The organism is Bradyrhizobium sp., from assembly GCF_016213215.1.
GTDB lineage: Bacteria > Pseudomonadota > Alphaproteobacteria > Rhizobiales > Xanthobacteraceae > Bradyrhizobium.
Map to the genome: position 1 here is coordinate 102,535 of NZ_JACRAW010000163.1, position 20,074 is coordinate 122,608.

Genomic DNA, 20,074 nt, shown 5'->3' on the forward strand with positions numbered 1-20,074 from the left:
GGTAATCGTATCGTCATGGCAGGGAACGGAATCGCGTGAACAGGCTGTCCAAGGTCCGCACGCTGTGCGTCGCCGCTGTTCTGCTTGCGGTCTCCGCGCAGCAGGCGCCGACAAGGGCAGCCGACGCCGCCTTCACGCAGTTCATCGCCTCGCTGTGGCCTGAGGCGCAGGCGGCCGGCGTCTCGCGCGCGACGTTCGATGAACAGACGCGCGGGCTCGATCCCGATTACAAGCTGCCCGACCTGATCCTGCCGGGACGACCTGCGACCGGCGCGCCGGCGCAGGCCGAGTTCGTGCAGGTACCCGCCGATTACCTCAAGGAAGCGAGCATCGCGCGTCTTGCGGCCGAGGGACAGCGGCTGTGGCAGAAATACCGCCCCGCGCTTTCCGAGATCGAGGCGAATTCTGGCGTCCCTGCGACCGTCGTGCTCGCGATCTGGGGCCGCGAAACCGATTACGGCCGCTACGCCTTGCCGCATGACGCGCTGCGTGTGCTGGCGACGCAGGCTTATGTCGGGCGGCGTAAGGACCAGTATCGCAACGAGTTCATCCTTGCGCTGAAGATCCTCGGCGATGGCGCGGTGAGCCGCAAGGACTTGCGCTCGTCGTGGGCCGGCGCCACCGGGCTCACGCAGTTCCTGCCGTCGGAATATTACAAGCACGGCGTCGACTTCGACGGTGATGGTCGCGTCGACATCTGGCATTCGGCGCCGGACGCGCTGGCGTCCGCCGCGCAGCAGCTCGTCAACAAGGGTTGGCAACGCGGCCTGCGCTGGGCCTATGAGGTGCGCGCGCCGGGCAACATCGATTGCACGACGGGCGTGCCGGAAGTGACCAAGCCAATCGGTCAATGGTTGCGTGAGGGCTTTGCGCCGGTGCGGGGGCAGAGGTTGAGTGCCGCGGAGCAGGCCCAGCCGGCATCGCTGTTGCAGCCGGAAGGCATTTATGGGCCGTCCTTCCTGACGACCAGGAACTACTTCGTCATCAAGGAGTACAACTTCTCCGATCTCTACGTGCTGTTCGTCGGCCATGTCAGCGACCGCATGACGAGCCCGGCGCCATTCGCGACGCCGTGGTCGGCATCCAGGCAATTGCGCACGGCAGACGTCGAGACCATGCAGCTGGGCCTTGCCCGCGCCGGACTCTACAAGGACAAGATCGACGGCAAGGCGGGAATGCAGACGCGCGCGGCGCTCGGCGCCTACCAGAAGGCTGCCGGATTGAAGGTCGATTGCTGGCCAAGCGAGCAAGTCCTGCGCTCGATCCAGGCGGCGCGGTAACTGGAGAGCAAATGAAAAGCCCGGCCGAGCGTTTCGGCCGGGCTGCAATCAATGCGCCTGACGAGGCGGCAGGCCAGCTCAGTAGCAGACCCGCACGGGCCGGACCACCCAGCCGTATCCGTCCCAATAGCGCTGGCGCTGCCAGTAGCAGGGCGGGGGCGGCGGGGGTTCTGCGACATAGACCGGGCCGCCATAGGCCGGACGGCTGGCGGCGATGGCGCCGCCGACGATTGCGCCGCCGATCAATCCGGCGGCAATGCCGGCGCCGACGTTGTCGGCCTTGGCCTGCGGTGCGACGGTCACCAACGAACCGGCAATCGTTGCGACCGTGAGCACGGCAGCAATTGTCTTCTTCATTTCTCTGGCTCTCCTGGAGATGGCGCCTCTCAGAAGCGCCGGGTTAGAAGATCACTCACACGCTGTTGGATTGGCCGCCCCTCAAGGAAGCGCGCAAATGGTCAATCCAAGGTAAACGCCAGCCGGAAGTGCCGGGAAAAAGCGGTCTTTTTCGGGCCATTTTCCGGGCAACGTACGGAAAACAGGCTGTTTTCCAACGCGAAATCAGTGCCTCAGCCGCAAACCCGCACCCGGCGCACACGCCAGCCATAACCGTCCCAGAAGCGCTGCCTCTGCCATACGCAGCCGCCGTAATAACCGGGGTCGTAGTAGCCGTAGCCGGCGGCGGGATAGCTGGGTCCGTAATAGTACCCCGCCCCATAGCCCGGCCCATAATGATAGGGAGAGGCGAGGGCACCCCCGATGATGGCGCCGCCGATGATGCCGGCCGCCACGCCTGCTGCGACGCGTCCGCCCCGCGCATGGGCTGCCGGGGCCGCCAACGCCGATGCCGCGATCACCGCCACTGCGGCGAGTGCCAAGAATGACTTCCTCATGGGCCTTTACCTTTCGACCTGTCCGTGGCGGGGTTGCCTAAGCAACAGGGTTCCACACTTCACTTGAACGATCAATGAACGGAACCGCCACATTTGGCGACGAATGCAGGTCTTGGGCGGTGGTGCGGCATTTTGGCAAGTCCTGACGGTAGGAAATAGCCGCCGGCAAGGATCGGATCATGGCCAGCGCGCTGACCAACTTTGCCGTTGCCGTCGCGATCACGGCCGCGATCTGCTACGTCCTGATGACGCGGGCGGAGAACCGGAGGCGGCGCAGGCGTATCGACACCGCGGGCGGCGACAGCGGCGGCACCTACTCCGGCAGCGATGACGGCTTTGTCCTCTCGAACTGGTTTTCGCGCAGTCATTCCACGAGCCATTCCGCGCTCGACAGTTCAGGTAATCCGATTGATGAAGGCTCGAGCGCTGCCGGTGAAGGCGGTGGCACTGGCAGCGACAGCGGCGGTGATGGAGGCGGAGGCGGCGATGGTGGTGGCGGAGGCGGCGACGGTGGCGGCGGCGGCGACTGAGTCCCCGCGTGCGTTCAGAGATTGATCCAGCGCAACCACGCTTCCTGGATTAATCCTATCGTCAATGTCGGATCAGTTTGGAATTGCTTGAAACAGCGGCATTTCCTTTTGCATCCAGCTGCGCTCTCAAATATCGAATGGTGTGCATCAGCGAAGGGCCGCCTCGTTCCATGATCGTCTGTTCCTGCAACGTCATCAGCGACCATGATATCAAAGCCGCCGTCGCCGGTTCCGACGATCCCCTCCGTCATGCCAAACATGTCTACGGCTGCCTTGGCCGTAACGTCGAATGCGGCCGCTGCGCCCGCAACATCAAGGCCATCATCAACGAGACGCTTGGTGATTGTGCCGATGCCTGCCAGGCGGGATGCCGGCACAGCCGGAACCGGGCGGACACTCCGCTTGAGGATGAAGAGGCCGAGTTCGCGCTGGCTGCCTGCTAAACATCGTCGCACTGGGCAAGCTTGACCGCTCCCTTTCTGGGGGGAACACTTGCATCGGCATCGGATTTTCTTGGAAGCATTCTAAACCGAAATTTGGCAGCCGCCACGGCTCAAGCTATCGGGAGAGCATCATGCAGGGCGACCCGAAGGTCATCGAATATCTCAACAAGGGTCTCCGTCACGAGCTCACAGCGATCAATCAGTACTGGCTGCACTATCGGTTCCTGCAGAACTGGGGTCTTCTGGAGATGGCCAAGGTCTGGCGCAAGGAATCCATCGAGGAGATGGAACATGCCGACCGCATCACTGATCGCATCATTTTTCTCGATGGGTTCCCCAATATGCAGGTGCTCGATCCCTTGCGCATCGGGCAGAACGTGAAGGAGGTCATCGAATGCGATCTGGCCGCCGAGATGAGCGCGCGGGCGCTCTATCAGGAGGCGGCGACGCATTGTCATGCCGTGCAGGACTATGTCTCGCGCGACCTGTTCGAGAAGCTGATGAAGGACGAGGAGCATCACATCGATTTCCTCGAAACGCAGCTCGATTTGATCGGGCGTATCGGCCTTGAGCTCTATACCCAGAGCCACGTCGGCGGACTGGAGAGCGAGGGGAGCTAGCCGCACCGGCCCCCGGGCCGAGCCTTGGCGATCGCGCGCGCTGGGCTTGGAGTGGCGGCCAGGCCGGAAGCGCGAACCTTGGTCGTCGCATTTCTCCGAATTTGAATGCTTCGACCCGATCGTGCCGTGGCCGGCTACCCGGAACCTGCGTTGCCGCGCGATCGGATCGGCAAGTTCGATGCACGCTTCTGTCGTGTGGCTGGGCGGCCTGGGGCGAAGTCTATCACGGGCTTATCTTGCGGTCAGCAATTTGCCCAGCAAGGTGTAGTTGGCCTTCGGTCCCTGCATCACCAGCGTCCAGTGCGAAAAATCGATGCCGCTCGTGCAGCCATTGCCGCTGCCCTGCAGGACCAGCGTGAGGACTTGCCGCGGCGCGATGCCCGGCTGGAATATTCCGCTTCCGGAAGCAGGCGCGGAGAGCTTCCATTCCTTGTAGAGCGTGGGGCCCTGACCGGCGTCGGGGGGGCGGTCGCGTGGATCAACTTCGAACACCGAGATTGCATTCGGGCGGACCAGAGACAACGTGCCGGTGTGACCGTTACTGTCGCGAAACGAAAGCACGAGCCTGTCCCCGGACCATCCTGCCGTGAGATCATACTTCGCTGACGGCGTGGCGATGCCCTTTATTGCAGCAACGTCGGCCTCGCCGGTGAACAGCGTGGCCTTGTCGCCGAAGCGCACGCTTTCAATCTCCTGTCGCTTTGCCGCATCCAGCGCAACGGTAGCCACGTTGCGTTGTCCCTCATTGGTGCAACAGGCACAAGCGTGAGCGGATGGCGCTTGGAACAGTATGAGGAACAGCAGCATCCAGCCCGCGCCGCGACAGGCCAAATCGATCGGATAGCGCGGGCGTTGCGACATTACGCGCTGTCCTCGACATCGGTCTCCGGCCGGTCATTGCCGGCGGCGGTCTCGGTGCGCCACTTGCCATCCGGCGTTTCGTATTCGATCACCTCGGTTCGGCCCGGCACGCGCTGCTCGGCCACGGCGCGCCGGGCCGCGGCCAGCGCCGCGGCATGGGTCGCGAACGGCTCGGAAAACACGCCGTTGACGGTATAGGCCCAGCCACCGTCATGCTCGACGACCTTGTAAGTCACATGGCTCATCGTGAAACTCGCTTCTGCCTTGCCGCCGAAGGGACCAACACCAATTCTATGACAGAATAGGCCACGAGGTCACTGTCGCAATTCGAAAGGCCCGGTCGTCTTCAAGGAATACGCAGCCAGCTCGTGCCGGCAGAGGAGAAACCATGTGCCGCAACATCAAAACCCTGTTCAACTTCGATCCGCCCGCGACCGAGGAGGAGATCCGCGCCTCTGCCCTTCAGTTCGTGCGCAAGCTTTCCGGCTTCAACAAGCCCTCGCAGGCCAATGAAGCCGCATTCGAGCGTGCGGTGGAGGAGGTCTCGGACGCCGCGCGGCGGCTGCTGGCCTCGCTCCACACGCATGGGCCGGCGCGCGACCGGGCCGTCGAGGCGGAAAAGGCGAGGGAACGCTCGCGGCTGCGCTTTGGCTGACGCGGCTGCCGCTCTGTGACCGGGCTCACGGTGCGTTGCGTCCGCGATGGCGATAATGGCGGTCCGAGTTGAGGAACCGGAGCTGTGCCATGAACAGGTCTATCATCTTGCTGAAGGCGGGCGCGATCGTCTTCACCGTTCTGTGGACCGCCTGGATGATGTGGTGGAGCGGCTCCCACGACCATGTCAGCCTCGTCATCCTCACAATATGCGGCGCCGCCGTGGGCTATTTCTGGTATCGCGCCATGCGCTGGCAGTTCGAGCGCATGGGCATGCTCGGCAATGACGATTCCCGCGCCGGCAACTGAGCGCTGATCCTGGCAGCTCTCGATGAACGGCCGCACGGGAAGTTCGGCAGCCTTTCGCGTCTCAGTTCACCGCCCACTTCACCGGCAGATTGAGCAGCCCGCGAAACGCCCAGCCGCCGATCCTCACGGGTGGGGAAGCATCGAGCCGCAGGCCGTTGAGGCGCGCGAAGGCGCTGGGCAGGGCGACCTCGGCGACCATTGCGCGCGAGGCAAAGGCGCCTGCGCAATAATGCGGACCCGCGCCGAAGGCGATGCTTTTCGACGTGTCGCGCGTGATGTCGAAGCGGTCGGCTTCGTCGAAGCAGCTCTCGTCGCGATTGGCCGAGCCGAACATGAAGAACACGCGGTCCTCCGATTCGAAATCGACTCCGCCATAGGAGCAGGGCTTTGCCACGCGCCGCGGCGACATGCCGATCGGTGAGATCCAGCGCGCATATTCCTCGAACACGTCGATCCATCTTGCTTTCCCGGCACGCACGAGCTCGAGCTGCCCGGGATGGGTGAGCAGCGCCCATGTCGCGCCCGAGATGGCATCGCGCGGCTCGTTCTGCCCGCCGGAGATCGCAAGCTTGACGTTCGCGCGTACGCTTTCCATCGGCTGTCCCGCGGCCAGGAGCACGCTCAGGATGGACGTGTTCGGATGATTCCTGAGCACCGGGATCATGTCGTCGATCGCAGCATCAATGCCGGCGGTAGCCTTGTTGCAGCGCGCTTCCACTTGGGGATCGCCGGTGTAGATGGCGATGCCGTCGATCATGGACTGCGACCAGGCGTCCATGTCCTGGTAGCGGATGTTGGTCAGCCCGGTGATGTCCTTCAGGCATTCCGCCGACAGCGGCAGCGCGAAAGCCTTGACGAGGTCGGCCTCTCCGCGCGGTGAAAGCTCGTCGAGGATACGGTCGGCATGCGCCTGAAACTTTCTAAGCCAGCTTTCCTTCACCGCCCGCGGCGATACCGAAGGAAACATCGCGGCGCGCTCGGCCATATGCGCCGCGCCGTCCTTGCGCATCATGTTGTGTCCCATCAGCCGGTTCATCAGTCCCTGCGGCTGGTGGGAGGAGAACACGTCGATGCGCTTTTCCTGGGTGAAGATGTCGTCTCTGCGGGTGAAAACCGTAGAGCCGAGCTGCGGCACGAAGGCGATCGGTGCCTGCTGTCGCATCCGCGCGAGATCGGGATAGGGATCCGCCCAGAACTTTGGGACATCGATCTCGTAGCGCGGCGCGTTGGACATCGGACCTTTCCCCCACCCTGGGACTATCGCCCGGCTGGAGGCACCCTATTCATCGGGTGGAGGAACGTCGATCCCCTGCGCGGCATAGAGCCGGATCTTGTTGCGCAGCGTGCGGACGGACACCCCCAGCACCCGCGCGGCGCGGGTCCGGTTGCCGTCGCAACGCCCGAGCGTCTGCAGCACGAGTTCGCGCTCGATCTCTTCGACGGTGGACCCGATCAGGAGCGGGACGATTTCGTTTGGAGCAAGGGAATGCAGCGCAGGTGCGGGACCTGCCGCACCGATTTCGGGCTCGACAAAGCAGCCGCGGACGGAATCGAGAACGGATTCGTAAAGGCTTTCACAAACAAACTCCTGGGTCATTCTTACCTCCCGACCAACGCCCGCTTCCAGTTCGGAAAACGGATCGGAGAACAAACGACCCCCAGCACGCGAGACGGTGGGCGGAGTTGGTTAATGAAAGGTTAACGCAGGGTAAGCAGCGCCCCCGCGCTGGGGAGAATCCAAAATCTGCCATCATAAGTTACAAATCGAGCCACACCGACGCCTTTGTGGAGCCGTGCTCGATCGGAGAAGCAAGACTAGTTCCCGCACTCCTTCAGCGCCTTGTGCCACTTGCCGGCATCGATCGGCGGCAGTTGATAGCTGTCCTTTCCGGCCGAGATCGTGATCGCGCCCTTCGCGTCCAACAGGTCAAGGAAGCGCGCCTTTTGCGCATTCCACTTGTCGCCGAACACGCGCGGATCGTGCCTGGCATAGCCGAGATAGGTTTGCCGGAACGTGGTCGCCAAATTCATCGGCACGGGATCCCTGGCTTCGAACGGCTCCTCGAATTCGCCGTCAAAACCCATCTTGCCCCTGGCTGTCGAGATCGTGATGCGGGCCTTGCCTTCGTGAGCGGCTTGTCCCGGATATCTGGCGTGCAGGGCAAAGCCGCGTCCGCAGCCGAGATAGAAGATCACCTTGCCGTCCTCGTTGTAGGTCAGCACGTCGCCGTCGTTCGGAATCACCTGATGCTTCCAATGGCCTGCGCACGCGGGGGAGGTGGAGAGGGCAGCGAGGGTGATAAGGGCGGCAACAAGCGTTCTGCATGTCTTCATGGGCACAAGTGCTACCTATGGCGCTCGTAATGACGGCGCATCAAATCGTCCTATAACCGCCGTCGACCATCACGATCGAGCCGGTGACATAGGCGGAAAGATCGGAGGCGAGAAAGATCGCCGGCCCCACGATGTCCTCCGGCTTGCCGGCACGGCCGAGCGGGGTGTGGTCGAGGAAGGTCTGCACCAGGGCAGGATTGGTGGCGCGCGCCTTTTCGTTGATCGGCGTCTCGATGAATCCGGGTCCGATCGCGTTGACGCGCACCCCCTCCTTGCCGAGTTCGGCGGCAAGCGCCTTGGTAAATCCGAGCACGCCGTGCTTGGAGGTGGTGTAGGCGACCGAGCTCGGCGTGCGCACGTGCACGAACGACTGGATCGAGCCGATGTTGATGATGCGCCCCTTGGCCGCGCGCAGCGGCGCCAGGAACGCCTGCGTCACGTTGAAGACGCCGTCGAGATTGATGGCGAGGACATCCTGCCAGTCCTTGGCGGCGACCTCCGCATCCCCGGTGAACGCGTTGCGTCGCACGATGCCGGCATTGTTGACGAGGATCGAGACCTGCCCGACCTCGTCGGCGACCCGTTTCGCCAGCGCCAGGCAATCCTCGCGGCGGGTGACATCGAGCGCAAAATGATCGGCCTTGCCGCCGAAGCCGTGAATCTCGCGGGCGGCCTGGAGCAGCGCACTTTCGTTGATGTCGAGCAGCACCACGTGCGCGCCCTCCCGCGCAAAGCCCGCCGCGATGGCGCGGCCGATGCCGGAGGCGGCCCCGGTGACGACGGCGATGTGATGGGCAAGCACGGCCATGGAACTTTCTCCCGGATTTGTTTCGAAGTTTCGAGACAGGCTAATTCAAAATTAACAGGTCCGAAACGGCGCGCTTGCATACTCGCGCGGATTGTCGAGTTTGGCATCCTATGACGGATCGGTTTGACATCTGGAAAGTGGCCCTTGAACGCCTGCGCTCGACGGCCGCCATCGACTGGAACGAGGCGGGGCGGCTGGCGGCCGAAATCGCGCGCGGCAGCTCCGACGCGACGCTGCGCCACGCGGCGGCACAGGCCGTTCCCATTCTGCGCCAGGCCGCGCTCGATCCGGACAATCGCGAGATTACGATCGCGGCTCGGCGGCGGCTGGGCGTCTTGTTCGACGTGCTGCACGATCTGGTCTCGCCAAAGTTCGGACGGCGCGGTGCGCTGCCGAAACCGCTCTCCCAGGAGCAGCACGCCCGCAAGACGCTGGGCCTGCCGGACGGCGCGCAGCTTACCTGCGATGACATCCACCGGGCATTCCGCCACGCCGCCAAGACGCTGCACCCCGATGCCGGCGGCAGCGAGGACGCCTTCCGCGAGCTCGCCGCGGCGCGCGATATCCTGATCCATCCCGGCGCGCACAAGGAAGCGTGAGCGGTGGCCGCCGTTGGTCTATGATGTAGCCCGGATGAGCGAAGCGACATCCGGGAGACAGTTGGCCGATGGTCCAGTATCGAAGAAGCTTTCTTCCGGGTGGCACGTTCTTTTTCACGGTAACCATAGCCGATCGCCGACTGAAGCTCCTTGTCGAATACGTTGGCTTGCTGCACACCGCGTTCACGGCAGCCCACCGGGAGCGGCCATTTGAGATCGACGCAATTGCCGTTCTTCCTGATCACCTGCATGCGATCCTCACGCTTCCCCAAGGGGATGCTGACTTTCCTGGCCGTTGGAGAAGGATTAAGGGCCATTTCAGCAGTGCACTTCTCAACGCCGGGGTACGATTGCCACGAAGGTCGAATGGCGAACTGGCATTGTGGCAACGCCGGTATTGGGAGCATACGATCCGCGACGAAGGCGATTTGGAACGACATATCGACTACATCCATTTCAATCCGGTCAAGCACGGCCACGCGGCGCGCGTGCGAGACTGGCCTCACTCGTCGTTCCACCGATACGTGCGAGCGGGGCTGCTTCCCGAGGATTGGGCAGGTGACGTCCGGGAAGATGCTGGCACTTTCGGAGAACGTCCAGAATAGAAACCTGAGCTGCCCCCGCGATACCAGCAGCAGATCGCCTTGGAATCCCGGATGTCGCTTCGCTCATCCGGGCTACGAGTAGAGCGATCGACAAACGCTAAGCGAGCCGCGGCGCTATGCGCCACGGCCCGCCTTGCGATCTGTCATGAACGCTGATTTAGAACGCGCACCAGTGCTTCTTGATGAAGTAATCCTTGACCGCGAGCGCACGGGTGAAGGTTGGCACGCTCTTGCTGACGCGCTTGTAGTCGGACGGCCACGGCTTGGTGGGAATGCTCTCGTCCCAGACCTGGCAGAAGCCGGTGCCCTGCCACTTGATCAGGTGGTAGCCGGCCTGCGCCGGGCTGGTCGCGACGAACGCGGTGAAAGCGATACCAGCTGCGGCACACAGCATGGAAAGACGACGCATGATTTTCTCACTCCTCAAAACAAAACGGTGATGCACCTCCCGGCAATGCTTGGGGAGGCGTGGCGCGGGGCGGGGGCCCCGGACAAGGAGTGAGTGGCGGCGTGGCGAAATCAGGTTCAAACGGGATCAGCAGGAGAATGCCGGAATTTCACGGCAGAACGGGCGTTAACCGTTGCAGCCTGCGACGACCGCAGGGTGGGTAGCGTAACCCACCCTTGTTGATGAAAAGAAGCAGATGCAGAAAGCGTCGGCCGCGCGAGCGGCGGCGTTTACAGCGTGCAGCGGCGCTGCCGCCGCATGTTTTCCTGCACGGCCATCGCGGCCGAGAATGTCGGCATCGGCCTGCTGACGATCTTGTACGTCGACGGCCACTGCAGCGGCTTGTACTTCAGCTCCTCGTTCCAGATCTGGCAAATGCCGGTATTCTCCCAGCGGATCACGTAATAGCCAGTCCGCGCGGGCGCAGCTGAGGCGGCTTGGGCCGAGGCAGCGATGCCCGCTGCGGCACAGAGAAGGACAACGCGACGCATGAGAATTCTCCTTTGGGATACGTGACCTCGGGCCACCCCGGCTGACGTCTTCGCGGCGGTGTCCGGCCTTTGCGACGGCGAACGGGAGACTGGTGCTGCAAAAGCGTGAGAGTTGCAAGACGTGAAACGCGATCGTTCACGCCAATTTCAGCGCAGATGCGCATGCATCGGGATATTCGTCATCTTGCCAGCGAAGCCACCGCCTCGATCTCGATCAGCATTCTCGGGTCGGGCAGCGCCTGCACCACGCAGGTGGTGCGGGCGGGATAGGGCGCAGGTCCGAACGCGCCGGCGTAGAGCGCGTTCATCCCCGGCACGTCCGCGGCGCGCGTCAGCAGCACGTTGACCTTGACCAGGTCGCGGAAGGTGGCGCCGGCCTCGTCCAGCACGCGTTTGATGTTGGTGACGACATTGCCGAACTGCGCCTCGAAGCCGTCGGGCAGCGCGCCCCTGTCGTCGAAGCCGGGAATGCCCGAGACGAACAGGAGATCGCCGACGCGGGTGGCAAACGACAGCGGCGGGGCCTTGATGTTGGGCGGGGGCGCAAAGTGCTGGATCGACATGGGTCACCTCCGGGGACGAGTAGCCCGCATGAGCGTAGCGACATGCGGGTCTCTTGCAACTCATGAATGACGTGGCCTCCGCAAAGGCACTCCCGGCCTCTCCCAGGGGGAGAGGTGAACCGAGCTCCAGGCTGATGCGTCATACCTTCCAGCAGCGGCCGCGCTGGGCCGTGACATGTTGCCGACCCAATCCGTCGGCTAGAATTGTGCGCGTGATTCGAATTCGCAACATTGCGCCGGCCCTCCAAACATCGGGAGACTTACCCATGAAGATTTCCTCCACCCTCCGCGCGGCGCTGATCGCCCTTGCGGCCTTTGCGGGCGCCGGCCTGACTGCCGCGAGCGCCGACAGCGGCACCGTGACGCTGACGATCTACAAGGCGGGCTGGATCATCGGCGGCTCGGGCGGGAGCGGCGTCCTGAACTTCCGCGGCCGCAGCTATCCGCTCTCCACCGGCGGCCTGGACTACGGGCTCGTCTTCGGCGGCTCGAAGACGGTATTGCGCGGCCGCGTCAGCAACATCAACCGCCCGTCGGACGTCGCCGGCGTCTACGGCGCGGCCGGCGCGGGACTAGCCGTCGGCGCCGGCGCCCGCGCCATCGTGCTGAGTAATCAGAAGGGCGCGGTACTGGAGTTGTCCGGCCAGCAGATCGGCCTGATGGCGAACGCGGATCTCAGCGGGCTCGCGATTACGTTGAGGTAATCGCCCGGAATCGTAGGGTGGGTTAGCCGACCCACCAATTTTCCCGCAGTAGGGTTCAATCAAGCAACCCTGACCAGTAGCCCGCATGAGCGCCAGCGACATGCGGGAACCCGGATATCGTTTCGCTCATCCGGGCTGCTCTTGCTATGCTCCTCCCGAACCGGTGCCGGCATTCGGGAGGAGCATCATGGATCGAACAACGCGTGTGCCATGGCGCCGCGGCGGGGCGTTGCCCGGCGGCGGCGCGCTCGCCAAGGCTGCGTTCGCCAAGGCTGCGTTCGCGGCGATATGCGTCGCCGCAATGCTGTCGCTGCATCCCGGAGCCGCGCGTGCCGCGACGCCGGTCACCGTCGCGGTGGCGGATTTCGACTATGTCGACACGTCGGGCGAACCTGCGGATCAGAGCGCCAAGCATGCCAAGCTCGTGGCGACCTTCGCCGAATTGTTGCGCGACGATCTCGGCAGCAGCGGCGACTATCGCGTGCTGGCCGTTAAATGCGACCGGCGCCCCTGCACGGCCACAAGCATGCCGGTGGACGAATTCGTCGCCGCCGCGCGGAAGTCCGGCGCGCGGTTTGTCGCCTACGGCGGCATCCGCAAGATGAGCACACTGGTGCAGTGGGGCGATGTCGAACTGTTCGATCTCGAAAACAACAAGTTGCTGTTGCGACGGACGGTGAGCTTCCGCGGCGACAACGACACAGCCTTTCGCCGCGCCGCCCGGTTCGTCGGCGACACACTCAAGGACGCCATGCCGAGGCAGTGAAGGCGCGTGGGATTCGGGATGGAGGCGTTTCAGCCCGCATGAGCGTGCGTAGGGTGGGTTAGTAGCGTGCGTAGGGTGGGTTAGCCGAAGGCGTAACCCACCATCCGTGATGAATGACAGATTTGTCGAAGCCGAAGTGGCGGGTTACGCTTTGCTACCCCACCCTGTACCTTGATGGTCGAGCGAGCCCCGGCACGATGAGGAGAGACCTCACAACACCCTGTTACTCTCCTTCACCTTCTCCGCATCCAGGTACACCTGCCCGCCCATCTCCTTGAACTTCTCGCTCATCTTGGCCATGCCGTCCTCGATGGTCCCCTGCATCGACATGCCCACCGCCGCCGGATCGTTCAGCGTGGCGGCATAGTCCCGCACGTCCTGGGTGATCTTCATCGAGCAGAATTTCGGGCCGCACATCGAGCAGAAATGCGCGACCTTGTGCGCTTCCTTCGGCAGCGTCTCGTCGTGGAAGAGGCGCGCGGTGTCGGGATCGAGGCCGAGGTTGAACTGGTCGGTCCAGCGGAAGTCGAAGCGGGCGCGGGACAGCGCGTCATCGCGGAGCTGCGCGGCCGGGTGGCCCTTGGCGAGATCGGCGGCGTGGGCCGCGATCTTGTAGGTGATGACGCCGGTCTTGACGTCGTTGCGGTCGGGCAGCCCGAGGTGCTCCTTCGGCGTGACGTAGCACAGCATGGCGCAGCCGAACCAGCCGATCATCGCAGCGCCAATGCCGGAGGTGATGTGGTCGTAGCCCGGCGCGATGTCGGTCGTCAGCGGCCCGAGGGTGTAGAACGGCGCCTCGCCGCACTCCTTGAGCTGCTTGTCGACGTTGATCTTGATCTTGTGCATCGGGATATGGCCCGGGCCTTCGATCATGACCTGGCAGCCCTTGTCCCAGGCGATCTTCGTCAATTCGCCCAGCGTCTCGAGCTCGGCGAACTGCGCGCGGTCGTTGGCATCGGCGATCGAGCCCGGACGCAAGCCGTCGCCGAGCGAGAACGAGACGTCGTACTTGCGCATGAGATCGCAGATCTCGTCGAAACGCGTATAGAGGAAGCTCTCCTTGTGATGCGCCAGGCACCACTTCGCCATGATCGAGCCGCCGCGCGACACGATGCCGGTGACGCGGTTGGCGGTGAGGTGGATGTAGGGCAGCCGCACGCCGGCGTGGATGGTGAAGTAGTCGACGCCCTGTTCGCACTGCTCGATCAGCGTGTCCTTGTAGAGCTCCCAGGTCAGCTTGACGGGATCGCCGTCGCACTTCTCCAGCGCCTGGTAGATCGGCACGGTGCCGATCGGCACCGGCGAGTTGCGCAGGATCCATTCGCGCGTGGTGTGGATGTTGCGGCCCGTCGAGAGGTCCATCACGGTGTCGGCGCCCCAGCGGATCGCCCACACCATCTTGTCGACTTCCTCCTCCACCGAGGAGGTTACCGCCGAGTTGCCGATATTCGCGTTGATCTTGGTGAGGAAGTTGCGGCCGATGATCATCGGCTCGAGCTCGCAATGGTTGATGTTGGACGGGATGATGGCCCGCCCGCGCGCGATCTCGCTGCGCACGAATTCCGGCGTGATGAACGCCGGGATCGAGGCGCCGAAGCTTTCGCCGTCGGCAAGAGCTGCTTCCGCGCGCTCGAGCTTAAGCTTGCGGCCGAGGTTTTCGCGCGCCGCGACGTAGATCATCTCCTTGGTGATGATGCCGGCGCGGGCGAATTCGAGCTGCGTCACCTTGTGGCCGTCGAGGCCGCGCAGCGGCTTGTGATAGGCGGAAAAGGCGCGGGCCGCCTTGTCGGCTGAGACGTTGCCGTTGTCGACGGGCTTGACCGGCCGGCCCTCGTATTCCTCGACCCCGCCGCGCTCGAGCACCCAGGCCTTGCGATTGCGCGACAGCCCCGCATTGACGTCGATGGTGACGGAGGGGTCGGTGTAGGGACCTGTGGTGTCGTAGACCGGCAGGTTGGGTTCGCCCGCGCCTTCCGACAGGATGATCTCGCGCAGCGGTACGCGCAGGTCCGGCGCCTCGTCGGGCGTGACGAAGATCTTGCGCGAGGAGGGCAGCGGCCCCGTCGTCACGGCGGGAATCGTAGCGTCCGGCTTGGAGCGGATGTTCATGATGTCCTCCGTTTATTCCGTTGTCTTGTTGTCATTTCATCCGCGTTGGCGAATGGCGTAATCAGTCGTTCTCGTCCCCACGCTTTCAACCCTCATGGTGAGGAGGCGCGCAGCGCCGTCTCGAACCATGAGGCCCGTTGATGGGCCTCATCCTTCGAGACGCCGCTTCGCGGCTCCTCAGGATGAGGAGATGCAGTGCGTACCTCAGGGTAAGGGGTCGAACAGTGCGTTAGGTGTCTCACGCGGCCTCCACGTGATAGCCCAGCCATTGCTTGACCCTTGCGTCGGGGTCGGCGTTCTGGGTGACGTCGCTGACGACGGCGATGGAGTCGGCGCCGGCGGCGAAAATCTCGGGCGCGTGCTCGAACTTGATGCCGCCGATCGCGACCAGCGGGATGGTGCCGACGCGCTTCTTCCATTCGGTGATCTTGGCAATGCCCTGCGGCGCGAACCGCATCGACTTCAGCGTGGTCGGGAAGATCGGGCCCAGCGCGACGTAGTCGGGCCTGGCGGCAAGCGCGGTCGCCAGCTCCTCGTCGTCATGGGTGGAGATGCCGAGCGTGAGCCCGGCATCGCGGATCGCCTTCAGGTCGGCATTGACGAGGTCTTCCTGGCCGAGATGCAGGTGTTTTGCCCCGGCGACGATCGCCGCGCGCCAGTAATCGTTCACAACGAGTTTTGTCGGCGTACCCCGCGTCACGGCGAGCGCATCAGTGACGATCTGGAGCGACTGCGCGTCGTCGAGATTCTTTGCGCGCAACTGGATGGTGCCGACGCCGAGGCGGGTGAGCCGCGCCACCCATTCGACGCTGTCGACGATCGGGTAGAAGGGATCAGGATACGGCATGCCAGAACGGGGTCCCAACGACAGGGGTGGACGGGGAGGCGAAGTCGCGGGCTTCCATCAAGCCCGCCTCAAAGGCGGCGCGGCCGGCGTCGATGCCGAGGCGGAACGCCTTGGCCATGGCGACGGGGTCAACGGCCTTGGCGATCGCGGTGTTGAGCAGTACGGCGTCGAAGCCGAGCTCGAGCGCCTGCGCCGCGTGCGACGGCGCACCCAGGCCGGCATCGACCACCAGCGTGATATCGGGCAGGCGGTCGCGCATCAGTCGCAAGGCATCGCGGTTGATGATGCCCCTGGCGCTGCCGATCGGAGCCGCCCACGGCATCACCACCTTGCAGCCCGCATCGACCAGGCGCATCGCCACCGAAAGGTCCTCGGTGCAATAGGGGAACACCTCGAAACCGTCCTTGATCAGGATATTTGCCGCCTCGATCAGGCCGACGACGTCGGGCTGCAGCGTGTCGTTGTCGGCGATCACCTCGAGCTTGATCCAGGTGGTGCCGAACAGTTCGCGCGCGAGCTTTGCGGTGGTCACCGCTTCGCGCACGGTGCGGCAGCCGGCGGTGTTCGGCAGCACGGTGACATCGAGCTCGCGGATCAGTTTCCAGAACGCATCGCCCCTCTTGCCGCCGGCCGCTTCGCGCCGCACCGACACCGTGACGATGTTGGCGCCTGAGCTGCGGATCGCGGCTTGCATGATCGCAGGCGAAGGATACAGCGCGCTGCCGATCAGAAGGCGCGAGGGAAATTCCTTGCCGTAGAAGTTCACCATTTCAGTTTTCCCAGTCATTCCGGACGGTCCGCGAAGCGGACCGATCCGCTATCTCGAAGTTGCGACGCAAGTTTCTCAGATGTGCAATTGCACATCTTAGCTCGATGCTTCGCATCGCCCGGAATGACGGCACAAAGCCCACCATCACCCTCCCTGGCGCGGCGTGATGATCTCGATCTCGTCGCCGGCTTTGAGCGCCGTCTCCGCCCAGCGGCTTTTCGGCACCACATCGTAGTTCAGCGCGATCGCGAAATGGGTGCCCTCGTATTCAAGCTCGTTCAGCAGCGCATCCACGTTGTGCGAATTGACCTCGCGCAGCTCACCATTGACGATCAGCCGCATCGCATCACCTCGTTGTCGATCATGCCGCGCTCGACAAATCGCAGCGTCAGCTCGGCCAGCGCCGGGGCCATCAGAAAGCCGTGGCGATAGAGGCCATTGACCGCGATGTTGCTGCCGCGAACGGAGATGCGCGGCAAATTGTCGGGATAGGCGGGGCGCAGGCCCGAGCCGAATTCGACGATGCGGGCTTCGGCAAAGGCAGGATGCACCGAGTAGGCGGCGCCCAGCAGCTCCAGTGCCGAGCGGACGCTGACACCCCAATCTTCCGTCTCGATCGAGGTCGCGCCCAGCATGAACACGTGGTCCTCGCGCGGGATCACGTAGAGCGGCCAGCGCGGATGTATGAGGCGCACGGGCCGCGCCAGCTCGACCTCGTCCGTCTCGATCAGGATCATCTCGCCCTTGACGCCGCGCAGCTCCGGCTCCTCGTCGCGCGCTCCCAGCCCGCGGCAATCGATCACGATGCCGTCGAGATCCTTGGAGTTCACCTCGCTGTTGAAACAGACGGTGCCGCCGGCGGCGCGGATGCGCTCAAGCAGCTTCGGCAGTACGCGTCGTGGCTCGACATGGCCTTCCGCCGGGAAGAACAATGCATCGCGGAAGCGTCCTTCGAGCGATGGCTCAAGCCCGGCAATGCCCGTCGCATCGAGCCGTTGATGGTCCGCGGTCATTTTGGCAAAGCGCTCGAAATCGTTGCGTTCGCGCGCATGAGCCACGACGAGGGAGCCGTTGAAGGGCGTATCCGGCAATTCGCGTCGCCAGATGTCGAGCGAACGCAGCCCCAGGCGGCTGATGATGGGTTCGGCGACTTCCGCCTCGCAATAGGGCGCGAGCATGCCGCCGGCCCAGTAGCTGGTGGAGAGCGCGAGTTGCTCGTCGCTGCGCTCGTGCAGGGTCACGGCGTGCCCGGCCTGGGCGAAAAGCAGCGCCTGCCAGGCGCCGGCGATGCCTGCGCCGATGATGTGAACCGGGGAATCCCCCCGGGGCCGTCTGGTGTTCTGGTGCATCCCTGTCCCTTCGCCGGCATGACCCGGATCAGGTTCAAAGGGTCACCGCGGTCTCTCGGCTGGTCGCCTTCCCGGCGGCGCCTCGAGCTTGCGGTATCTCAGCTCCTCCTTCGGAGCTCCCCTCGGAACAGCGCTAATGTAAGCGTAGGCGACGCTGTGTCAACGCATGCCCGGGCGTGATACCGGGCATGCACCGGATTTGGCACTGCGAAATAGCGGCCGGGCATGCCCGGCCCGGCGTTCACCAGGCCGGAACCTGGGCCCGGGCGTTGTGGATGTGCTTCGCCGCCCGTCTTGGCGCAGCCGTGCCCACCGGCGGCATGGGACTGCCGTTCGGATCGATCCCGGCTGCCACCTGAGGCTGCCGGGCGGACTCCAGCCGCTGGCGCTTGGCGGCCGCGTAATAGCCGCTCGCATAGTACCGCACGGCGAGGGCATGATTGCCGTTGGCAGCGCGGTAGGCGCCGGCGAGATATTTCACTGCATAGGTCAGATTGGTATTTGGATCGCGCAGGCCTGCGGCATCGCCGGTGTAGCCGACACCGCGTGCCGTCGCGAGCTTGATCTGCATCATGCCGATCGTTCCGCCGCGGCCGACAAGGTGCGGCTGGTAACGGCTCTCGCGGATGATGACGCGATGCACCAAGGCTTCCGGCACGCCGTTGGCGCGGGCATGGGTTGCGACCAGATCGGCATAGTCAGCCTGTCCGGCCGAAGCGTTCGGCGCAAATGACAGCGCCACCACGGCCGCCAGCGAGACGGCAATAAGAAGTGAAGATTTCATTAAATGTCCCTCAAGTTCGCAAACAACCTGCGCCCGAACGCGTTAGGCATTGTGATTCGAGCGAACGCCGGGCTGTGGTGTGGCCAAAACCGGGTTTGTCGCTTTTGTTCACCCCATGTTGGCGTTTGCCGTCATTACGACTCAATCTGCTCTTTTGATTCGCATCGCGAGCGATCTGCTCGTCGCGACAGCGAGCCTGTCGGATTTCTTCATCCAGACAAATTCGTCCCACACAAATCAGCAGATGAGCGTGAGGCAAAGGGAGACGCGCGATGGCAAGAGTTAGCGTAAGCCACATCCCGACACAAAATCCTTGCGCGCAATGCGGCAGCCCGATCGCGCTGCCGGAATGGACCGAGGCCGGCGAAGGCCGCGTTTCTTATCTCTGGCATTGCCGCGCCTGCAACTATCGCTTCGAAGCGATCGCCATCTACGAGCAATCCGACACCGAGTCCCGACCGCTGGCCGCCTGAATCGCCTCGCTAGGCGCCGAGCGGCGACTACTGCCGCACTCGCGTCATGAACGAGTAGCTGTCGGCGAGGAACCTCGTTGCAGGGGTTCCGCTCGTGATCTCATGATCCGGAATTCAAGCTGCTTCGCCAGCGGGGCGGGAACCGTCTTGCGCGCTGCAACGTCGAAATTGCCGCACGCAAGGAACTGCATGCCGAGCGTCGTGGTTCTCCCGTCATCAATTTCGATTGGAGGAGAACCAAATGTTGATGAAATCGATCACCGCCGGCCTGGTGGGCTCCGCGTTGTTCGCGACCGCTGCTCTCGCTCAGCAGACCCCGACGGCCCCGTCCGATACCCCCGCGAAATCCGAAATGAAGGCGGAAACCCTCTCGCCGCAGTCCGTCCAGGGCGATTGGCGCGCCTCCAAAGTTGTCGGATTGAAGGTCTATAACGAGGCCAACGAGAACGTTGGCTCGATCAACGATCTCTTGATGGAGAAGGGCGGAAACATCAAGGCGGCCGTGATCGGCGTTGGCGGCTTCCTCGGCATGGGTGAGCACCTGGTCGCCGTGCCGTTCGACAAGCTGAAATTCTCCAACCAGCCGATCACCTATACGGGCGCGCAGAGCACCCCCAGCCGCCCGGCATCGACCACGACGACGGGCGCTGCGACCACCACCAGCCCGGCGGCCTCGTCGAGCGCGTCGAAGTGGTACCCGGACCACGCGGTGTTCAACACCACGAAGGACGAGCTGAAGAAGCTGCCCGAGTTCAAGTACACGGAGTAACCGTTCGACGGTTTTGTCCTGAAGGGCCGGGGCGGCGTTGCCGCCCCGGCCATTGATGCTCGATTT

General features: G+C 63.8%; 29 protein-coding genes and 1 riboswitch. Of the genes, 12 read left to right on the forward strand and 17 right to left on the reverse strand.

Annotated elements, in window-relative coordinates; genetic code table 11:
- Nucleotides 1–62: 62 nt before the first annotated feature.
- Complete coding sequence (locus HY852_RS27185) at nucleotides 63–1,280, forward strand: lytic murein transglycosylase (protein WP_291608120.1); 1,218 nt, start codon at nucleotides 63–65, stop codon at nucleotides 1,278–1,280.
- Between the two features lie 78 nt (nucleotides 1,281–1,358).
- Here the strand turns inward: HY852_RS27185 and HY852_RS27190 are convergent, their stop codons facing one another.
- The gene (locus HY852_RS27190) at nucleotides 1,359–1,637 is read right to left on the reverse strand and encodes a hypothetical protein (protein WP_291608051.1); all 279 of its coding nucleotides are present in this window, start codon (nucleotides 1,635–1,637) and stop codon (nucleotides 1,359–1,361) included.
- Between the two features lie 212 nt (nucleotides 1,638–1,849).
- Nucleotides 1,850–2,173 carry a hypothetical protein gene (locus HY852_RS27195; RefSeq protein ID WP_291608052.1) on the reverse strand — a complete coding sequence of 108 codons (324 nt, stop codon included), beginning with the start codon at nucleotides 2,171–2,173 and terminating at the stop codon, nucleotides 1,850–1,852.
- 179 nt (nucleotides 2,174–2,352) lie between these two features.
- Between HY852_RS27195 and HY852_RS27200 the strand changes: the two genes are divergently transcribed.
- The 3 genes from HY852_RS27200 (at nucleotide 2,353) to bfr (ending at nucleotide 3,766) form a co-directional block, all read left to right on the forward strand.
- Complete coding sequence (locus HY852_RS27200) at nucleotides 2,353–2,703, forward strand: hypothetical protein (protein ID WP_291608053.1); 351 nt, start codon at nucleotides 2,353–2,355, stop codon at nucleotides 2,701–2,703.
- A 170-nt stretch (nucleotides 2,704–2,873) separates the two neighbouring features.
- Nucleotides 2,874–3,146 carry a (2Fe-2S)-binding protein gene (locus HY852_RS27205; protein WP_291608121.1) on the forward strand — a complete coding sequence of 91 codons (273 nt, stop codon included), beginning with the start codon at nucleotides 2,874–2,876 and terminating at the stop codon, nucleotides 3,144–3,146.
- Between the two features lie 131 nt (nucleotides 3,147–3,277).
- A complete protein-coding gene (gene bfr, locus HY852_RS27210) occupies nucleotides 3,278–3,766 on the forward strand; it encodes a bacterioferritin (protein WP_291608054.1) in 489 nt (162 codons plus the stop codon).
- A 231-nt stretch (nucleotides 3,767–3,997) separates the two neighbouring features.
- Here the strand turns inward: bfr and HY852_RS27215 are convergent, their stop codons facing one another.
- Together HY852_RS27215 and HY852_RS27220 are read right to left on the reverse strand one after the other, a co-directional pair.
- A complete protein-coding gene (locus HY852_RS27215) occupies nucleotides 3,998–4,495 on the reverse strand; it encodes a hypothetical protein (protein ID WP_291608055.1) in 498 nt (165 codons plus the stop codon).
- A 131-nt stretch (nucleotides 4,496–4,626) separates the two neighbouring features.
- Nucleotides 4,627–4,872 (reverse strand): DUF2188 domain-containing protein, encoded by a 246-nt coding sequence (locus HY852_RS27220; RefSeq protein ID WP_291608056.1) that lies wholly within the window; start codon nucleotides 4,870–4,872, stop codon nucleotides 4,627–4,629.
- Between the two features lie 143 nt (nucleotides 4,873–5,015).
- On the opposite strand from HY852_RS27220, the gene HY852_RS27225 reads away from it, so the two are divergent.
- Complete coding sequence (locus HY852_RS27225) at nucleotides 5,016–5,282, forward strand: DUF2277 domain-containing protein (protein WP_291608058.1); 267 nt, start codon at nucleotides 5,016–5,018, stop codon at nucleotides 5,280–5,282.
- A gap of 89 nt (nucleotides 5,283–5,371) precedes the next feature.
- Nucleotides 5,372–5,590, forward strand: a complete 219-nt coding sequence (locus HY852_RS27230) for a hypothetical protein (RefSeq protein WP_291608059.1) — start codon at nucleotides 5,372–5,374, stop codon at nucleotides 5,588–5,590.
- Nucleotides 5,591–5,651: 61 nt separating this feature from the next.
- Here HY852_RS27230 and HY852_RS27235 read toward each other — a convergent pair whose 3' ends face one another.
- The 4 genes from HY852_RS27235 to HY852_RS27250 form a co-directional block, all read right to left on the reverse strand.
- A complete protein-coding gene (locus HY852_RS27235) occupies nucleotides 5,652–6,824 on the reverse strand; it encodes a cytochrome P450 (protein ID WP_291608061.1) in 1,173 nt (390 codons plus the stop codon).
- A 45-nt stretch (nucleotides 6,825–6,869) separates the two neighbouring features.
- Entirely contained in the window at nucleotides 6,870–7,109 is a 240-nt protein-coding gene (locus tag HY852_RS27240; protein WP_291608122.1) for a helix-turn-helix domain-containing protein, read from the reverse strand.
- A gap of 296 nt (nucleotides 7,110–7,405) precedes the next feature.
- Nucleotides 7,406–7,834 carry a hypothetical protein gene (locus HY852_RS27245; RefSeq protein WP_291608063.1) on the reverse strand — a complete coding sequence of 143 codons (429 nt, stop codon included), beginning with the start codon at nucleotides 7,832–7,834 and terminating at the stop codon, nucleotides 7,406–7,408.
- A gap of 130 nt (nucleotides 7,835–7,964) precedes the next feature.
- Nucleotides 7,965–8,732, reverse strand: a complete 768-nt coding sequence (locus tag HY852_RS27250; RefSeq protein ID WP_291608064.1) for an SDR family oxidoreductase — start codon at nucleotides 8,730–8,732, stop codon at nucleotides 7,965–7,967.
- Between the two features lie 110 nt (nucleotides 8,733–8,842).
- Between HY852_RS27250 and HY852_RS27255 the strand changes: the two genes are divergently transcribed.
- Nucleotides 8,843–9,331, forward strand: a complete 489-nt coding sequence (locus tag HY852_RS27255; protein ID WP_291608065.1) for a J domain-containing protein — start codon at nucleotides 8,843–8,845, stop codon at nucleotides 9,329–9,331.
- Between the two features lie 68 nt (nucleotides 9,332–9,399).
- A complete protein-coding gene (locus HY852_RS27260; protein ID WP_291608066.1) occupies nucleotides 9,400–9,936 on the forward strand; it encodes a transposase in 537 nt (178 codons plus the stop codon).
- A gap of 157 nt (nucleotides 9,937–10,093) precedes the next feature.
- On the opposite strand, the gene HY852_RS27265 is transcribed toward HY852_RS27260, so the two are convergent.
- The 3 genes from HY852_RS27265 to HY852_RS27275 form a co-directional block, all read right to left on the reverse strand.
- Nucleotides 10,094–10,345 (reverse strand): hypothetical protein, encoded by a 252-nt coding sequence (locus HY852_RS27265; protein ID WP_291608067.1) that lies wholly within the window; start codon nucleotides 10,343–10,345, stop codon nucleotides 10,094–10,096.
- A gap of 269 nt (nucleotides 10,346–10,614) precedes the next feature.
- A complete protein-coding gene (locus tag HY852_RS27270; protein ID WP_291608068.1) occupies nucleotides 10,615–10,875 on the reverse strand; it encodes a hypothetical protein in 261 nt (86 codons plus the stop codon).
- A 179-nt stretch (nucleotides 10,876–11,054) separates the two neighbouring features.
- Entirely contained in the window at nucleotides 11,055–11,438 is a 384-nt protein-coding gene (locus tag HY852_RS27275; RefSeq protein WP_291608069.1) for a RidA family protein, read from the reverse strand.
- 266 nt (nucleotides 11,439–11,704) lie between these two features.
- Here HY852_RS27275 and HY852_RS27280 point away from each other — a divergent pair, with 266 nt between their 5' ends.
- Both HY852_RS27280 and HY852_RS27285 read left to right on the forward strand, forming a co-directional pair.
- A complete protein-coding gene (locus tag HY852_RS27280; RefSeq protein ID WP_291608070.1) occupies nucleotides 11,705–12,142 on the forward strand; it encodes a hypothetical protein in 438 nt (145 codons plus the stop codon).
- A 187-nt stretch (nucleotides 12,143–12,329) separates the two neighbouring features.
- Nucleotides 12,330–12,908 carry a DUF2380 domain-containing protein gene (locus HY852_RS27285; protein ID WP_291608071.1) on the forward strand — a complete coding sequence of 193 codons (579 nt, stop codon included), beginning with the start codon at nucleotides 12,330–12,332 and terminating at the stop codon, nucleotides 12,906–12,908.
- A 210-nt stretch (nucleotides 12,909–13,118) separates the two neighbouring features.
- On the opposite strand, the gene thiC is transcribed toward HY852_RS27285, so the two are convergent.
- The 6 genes from thiC to HY852_RS27315 all read right to left on the reverse strand — a co-directional run bounded on the left by thiC (nucleotide 13,119) and on the right by HY852_RS27315 (nucleotide 18,766).
- Nucleotides 13,119–15,017, reverse strand: coding sequence for a phosphomethylpyrimidine synthase ThiC (thiC, locus tag HY852_RS27290; RefSeq protein WP_291608072.1), 1,899 nt, complete (start codon nucleotides 15,015–15,017; stop codon nucleotides 13,119–13,121).
- Nucleotides 15,018–15,255: 238 nt separating this feature from the next.
- Nucleotides 15,256–15,864, reverse strand: a complete 609-nt coding sequence (locus HY852_RS27295) for a thiamine phosphate synthase (RefSeq protein ID WP_291608073.1) — start codon at nucleotides 15,862–15,864, stop codon at nucleotides 15,256–15,258.
- Entirely contained in the window at nucleotides 15,851–16,633 is a 783-nt protein-coding gene (locus tag HY852_RS27300; protein ID WP_291608074.1) for a thiazole synthase, read from the reverse strand. Before HY852_RS27300 ends, HY852_RS27295 begins: the two co-directional genes overlap by 14 nt.
- A 144-nt stretch (nucleotides 16,634–16,777) precedes the next feature.
- Nucleotides 16,778–16,975 (reverse strand): sulfur carrier protein ThiS, encoded by a 198-nt coding sequence (gene thiS / locus HY852_RS27305; protein WP_291608075.1) that lies wholly within the window; start codon nucleotides 16,973–16,975, stop codon nucleotides 16,778–16,780.
- Nucleotides 16,966–17,982 carry an FAD-dependent oxidoreductase gene (locus HY852_RS27310; protein ID WP_291608076.1) on the reverse strand — a complete coding sequence of 339 codons (1,017 nt, stop codon included), beginning with the start codon at nucleotides 17,980–17,982 and terminating at the stop codon, nucleotides 16,966–16,968. The genes thiS and HY852_RS27310 overlap by 10 nt, the downstream gene beginning before the upstream one ends.
- Nucleotides 17,970–18,115, reverse strand: a riboswitch (TPP riboswitch). Its footprint overlaps the gene before it by 13 nt.
- Nucleotides 18,116–18,223: 108 nt before the next feature.
- Nucleotides 18,224–18,766, reverse strand: a complete 543-nt coding sequence (locus tag HY852_RS27315) for a transglycosylase SLT domain-containing protein (protein ID WP_291608077.1) — start codon at nucleotides 18,764–18,766, stop codon at nucleotides 18,224–18,226.
- A 272-nt stretch (nucleotides 18,767–19,038) separates the two neighbouring features.
- Here HY852_RS27315 and HY852_RS27320 point away from each other — a divergent pair, with 272 nt between their 5' ends.
- Both HY852_RS27320 and HY852_RS27325 read left to right on the forward strand, forming a co-directional pair.
- Nucleotides 19,039–19,239, forward strand: coding sequence for a hypothetical protein (locus HY852_RS27320; protein WP_291608078.1), 201 nt, complete (start codon nucleotides 19,039–19,041; stop codon nucleotides 19,237–19,239).
- A 241-nt stretch (nucleotides 19,240–19,480) separates the two neighbouring features.
- Nucleotides 19,481–20,008 carry a PRC-barrel domain-containing protein gene (locus HY852_RS27325; protein WP_291608079.1) on the forward strand — a complete coding sequence of 176 codons (528 nt, stop codon included), beginning with the start codon at nucleotides 19,481–19,483 and terminating at the stop codon, nucleotides 20,006–20,008.
- Nucleotides 20,009–20,074: the final 66 nt, after the last annotated feature.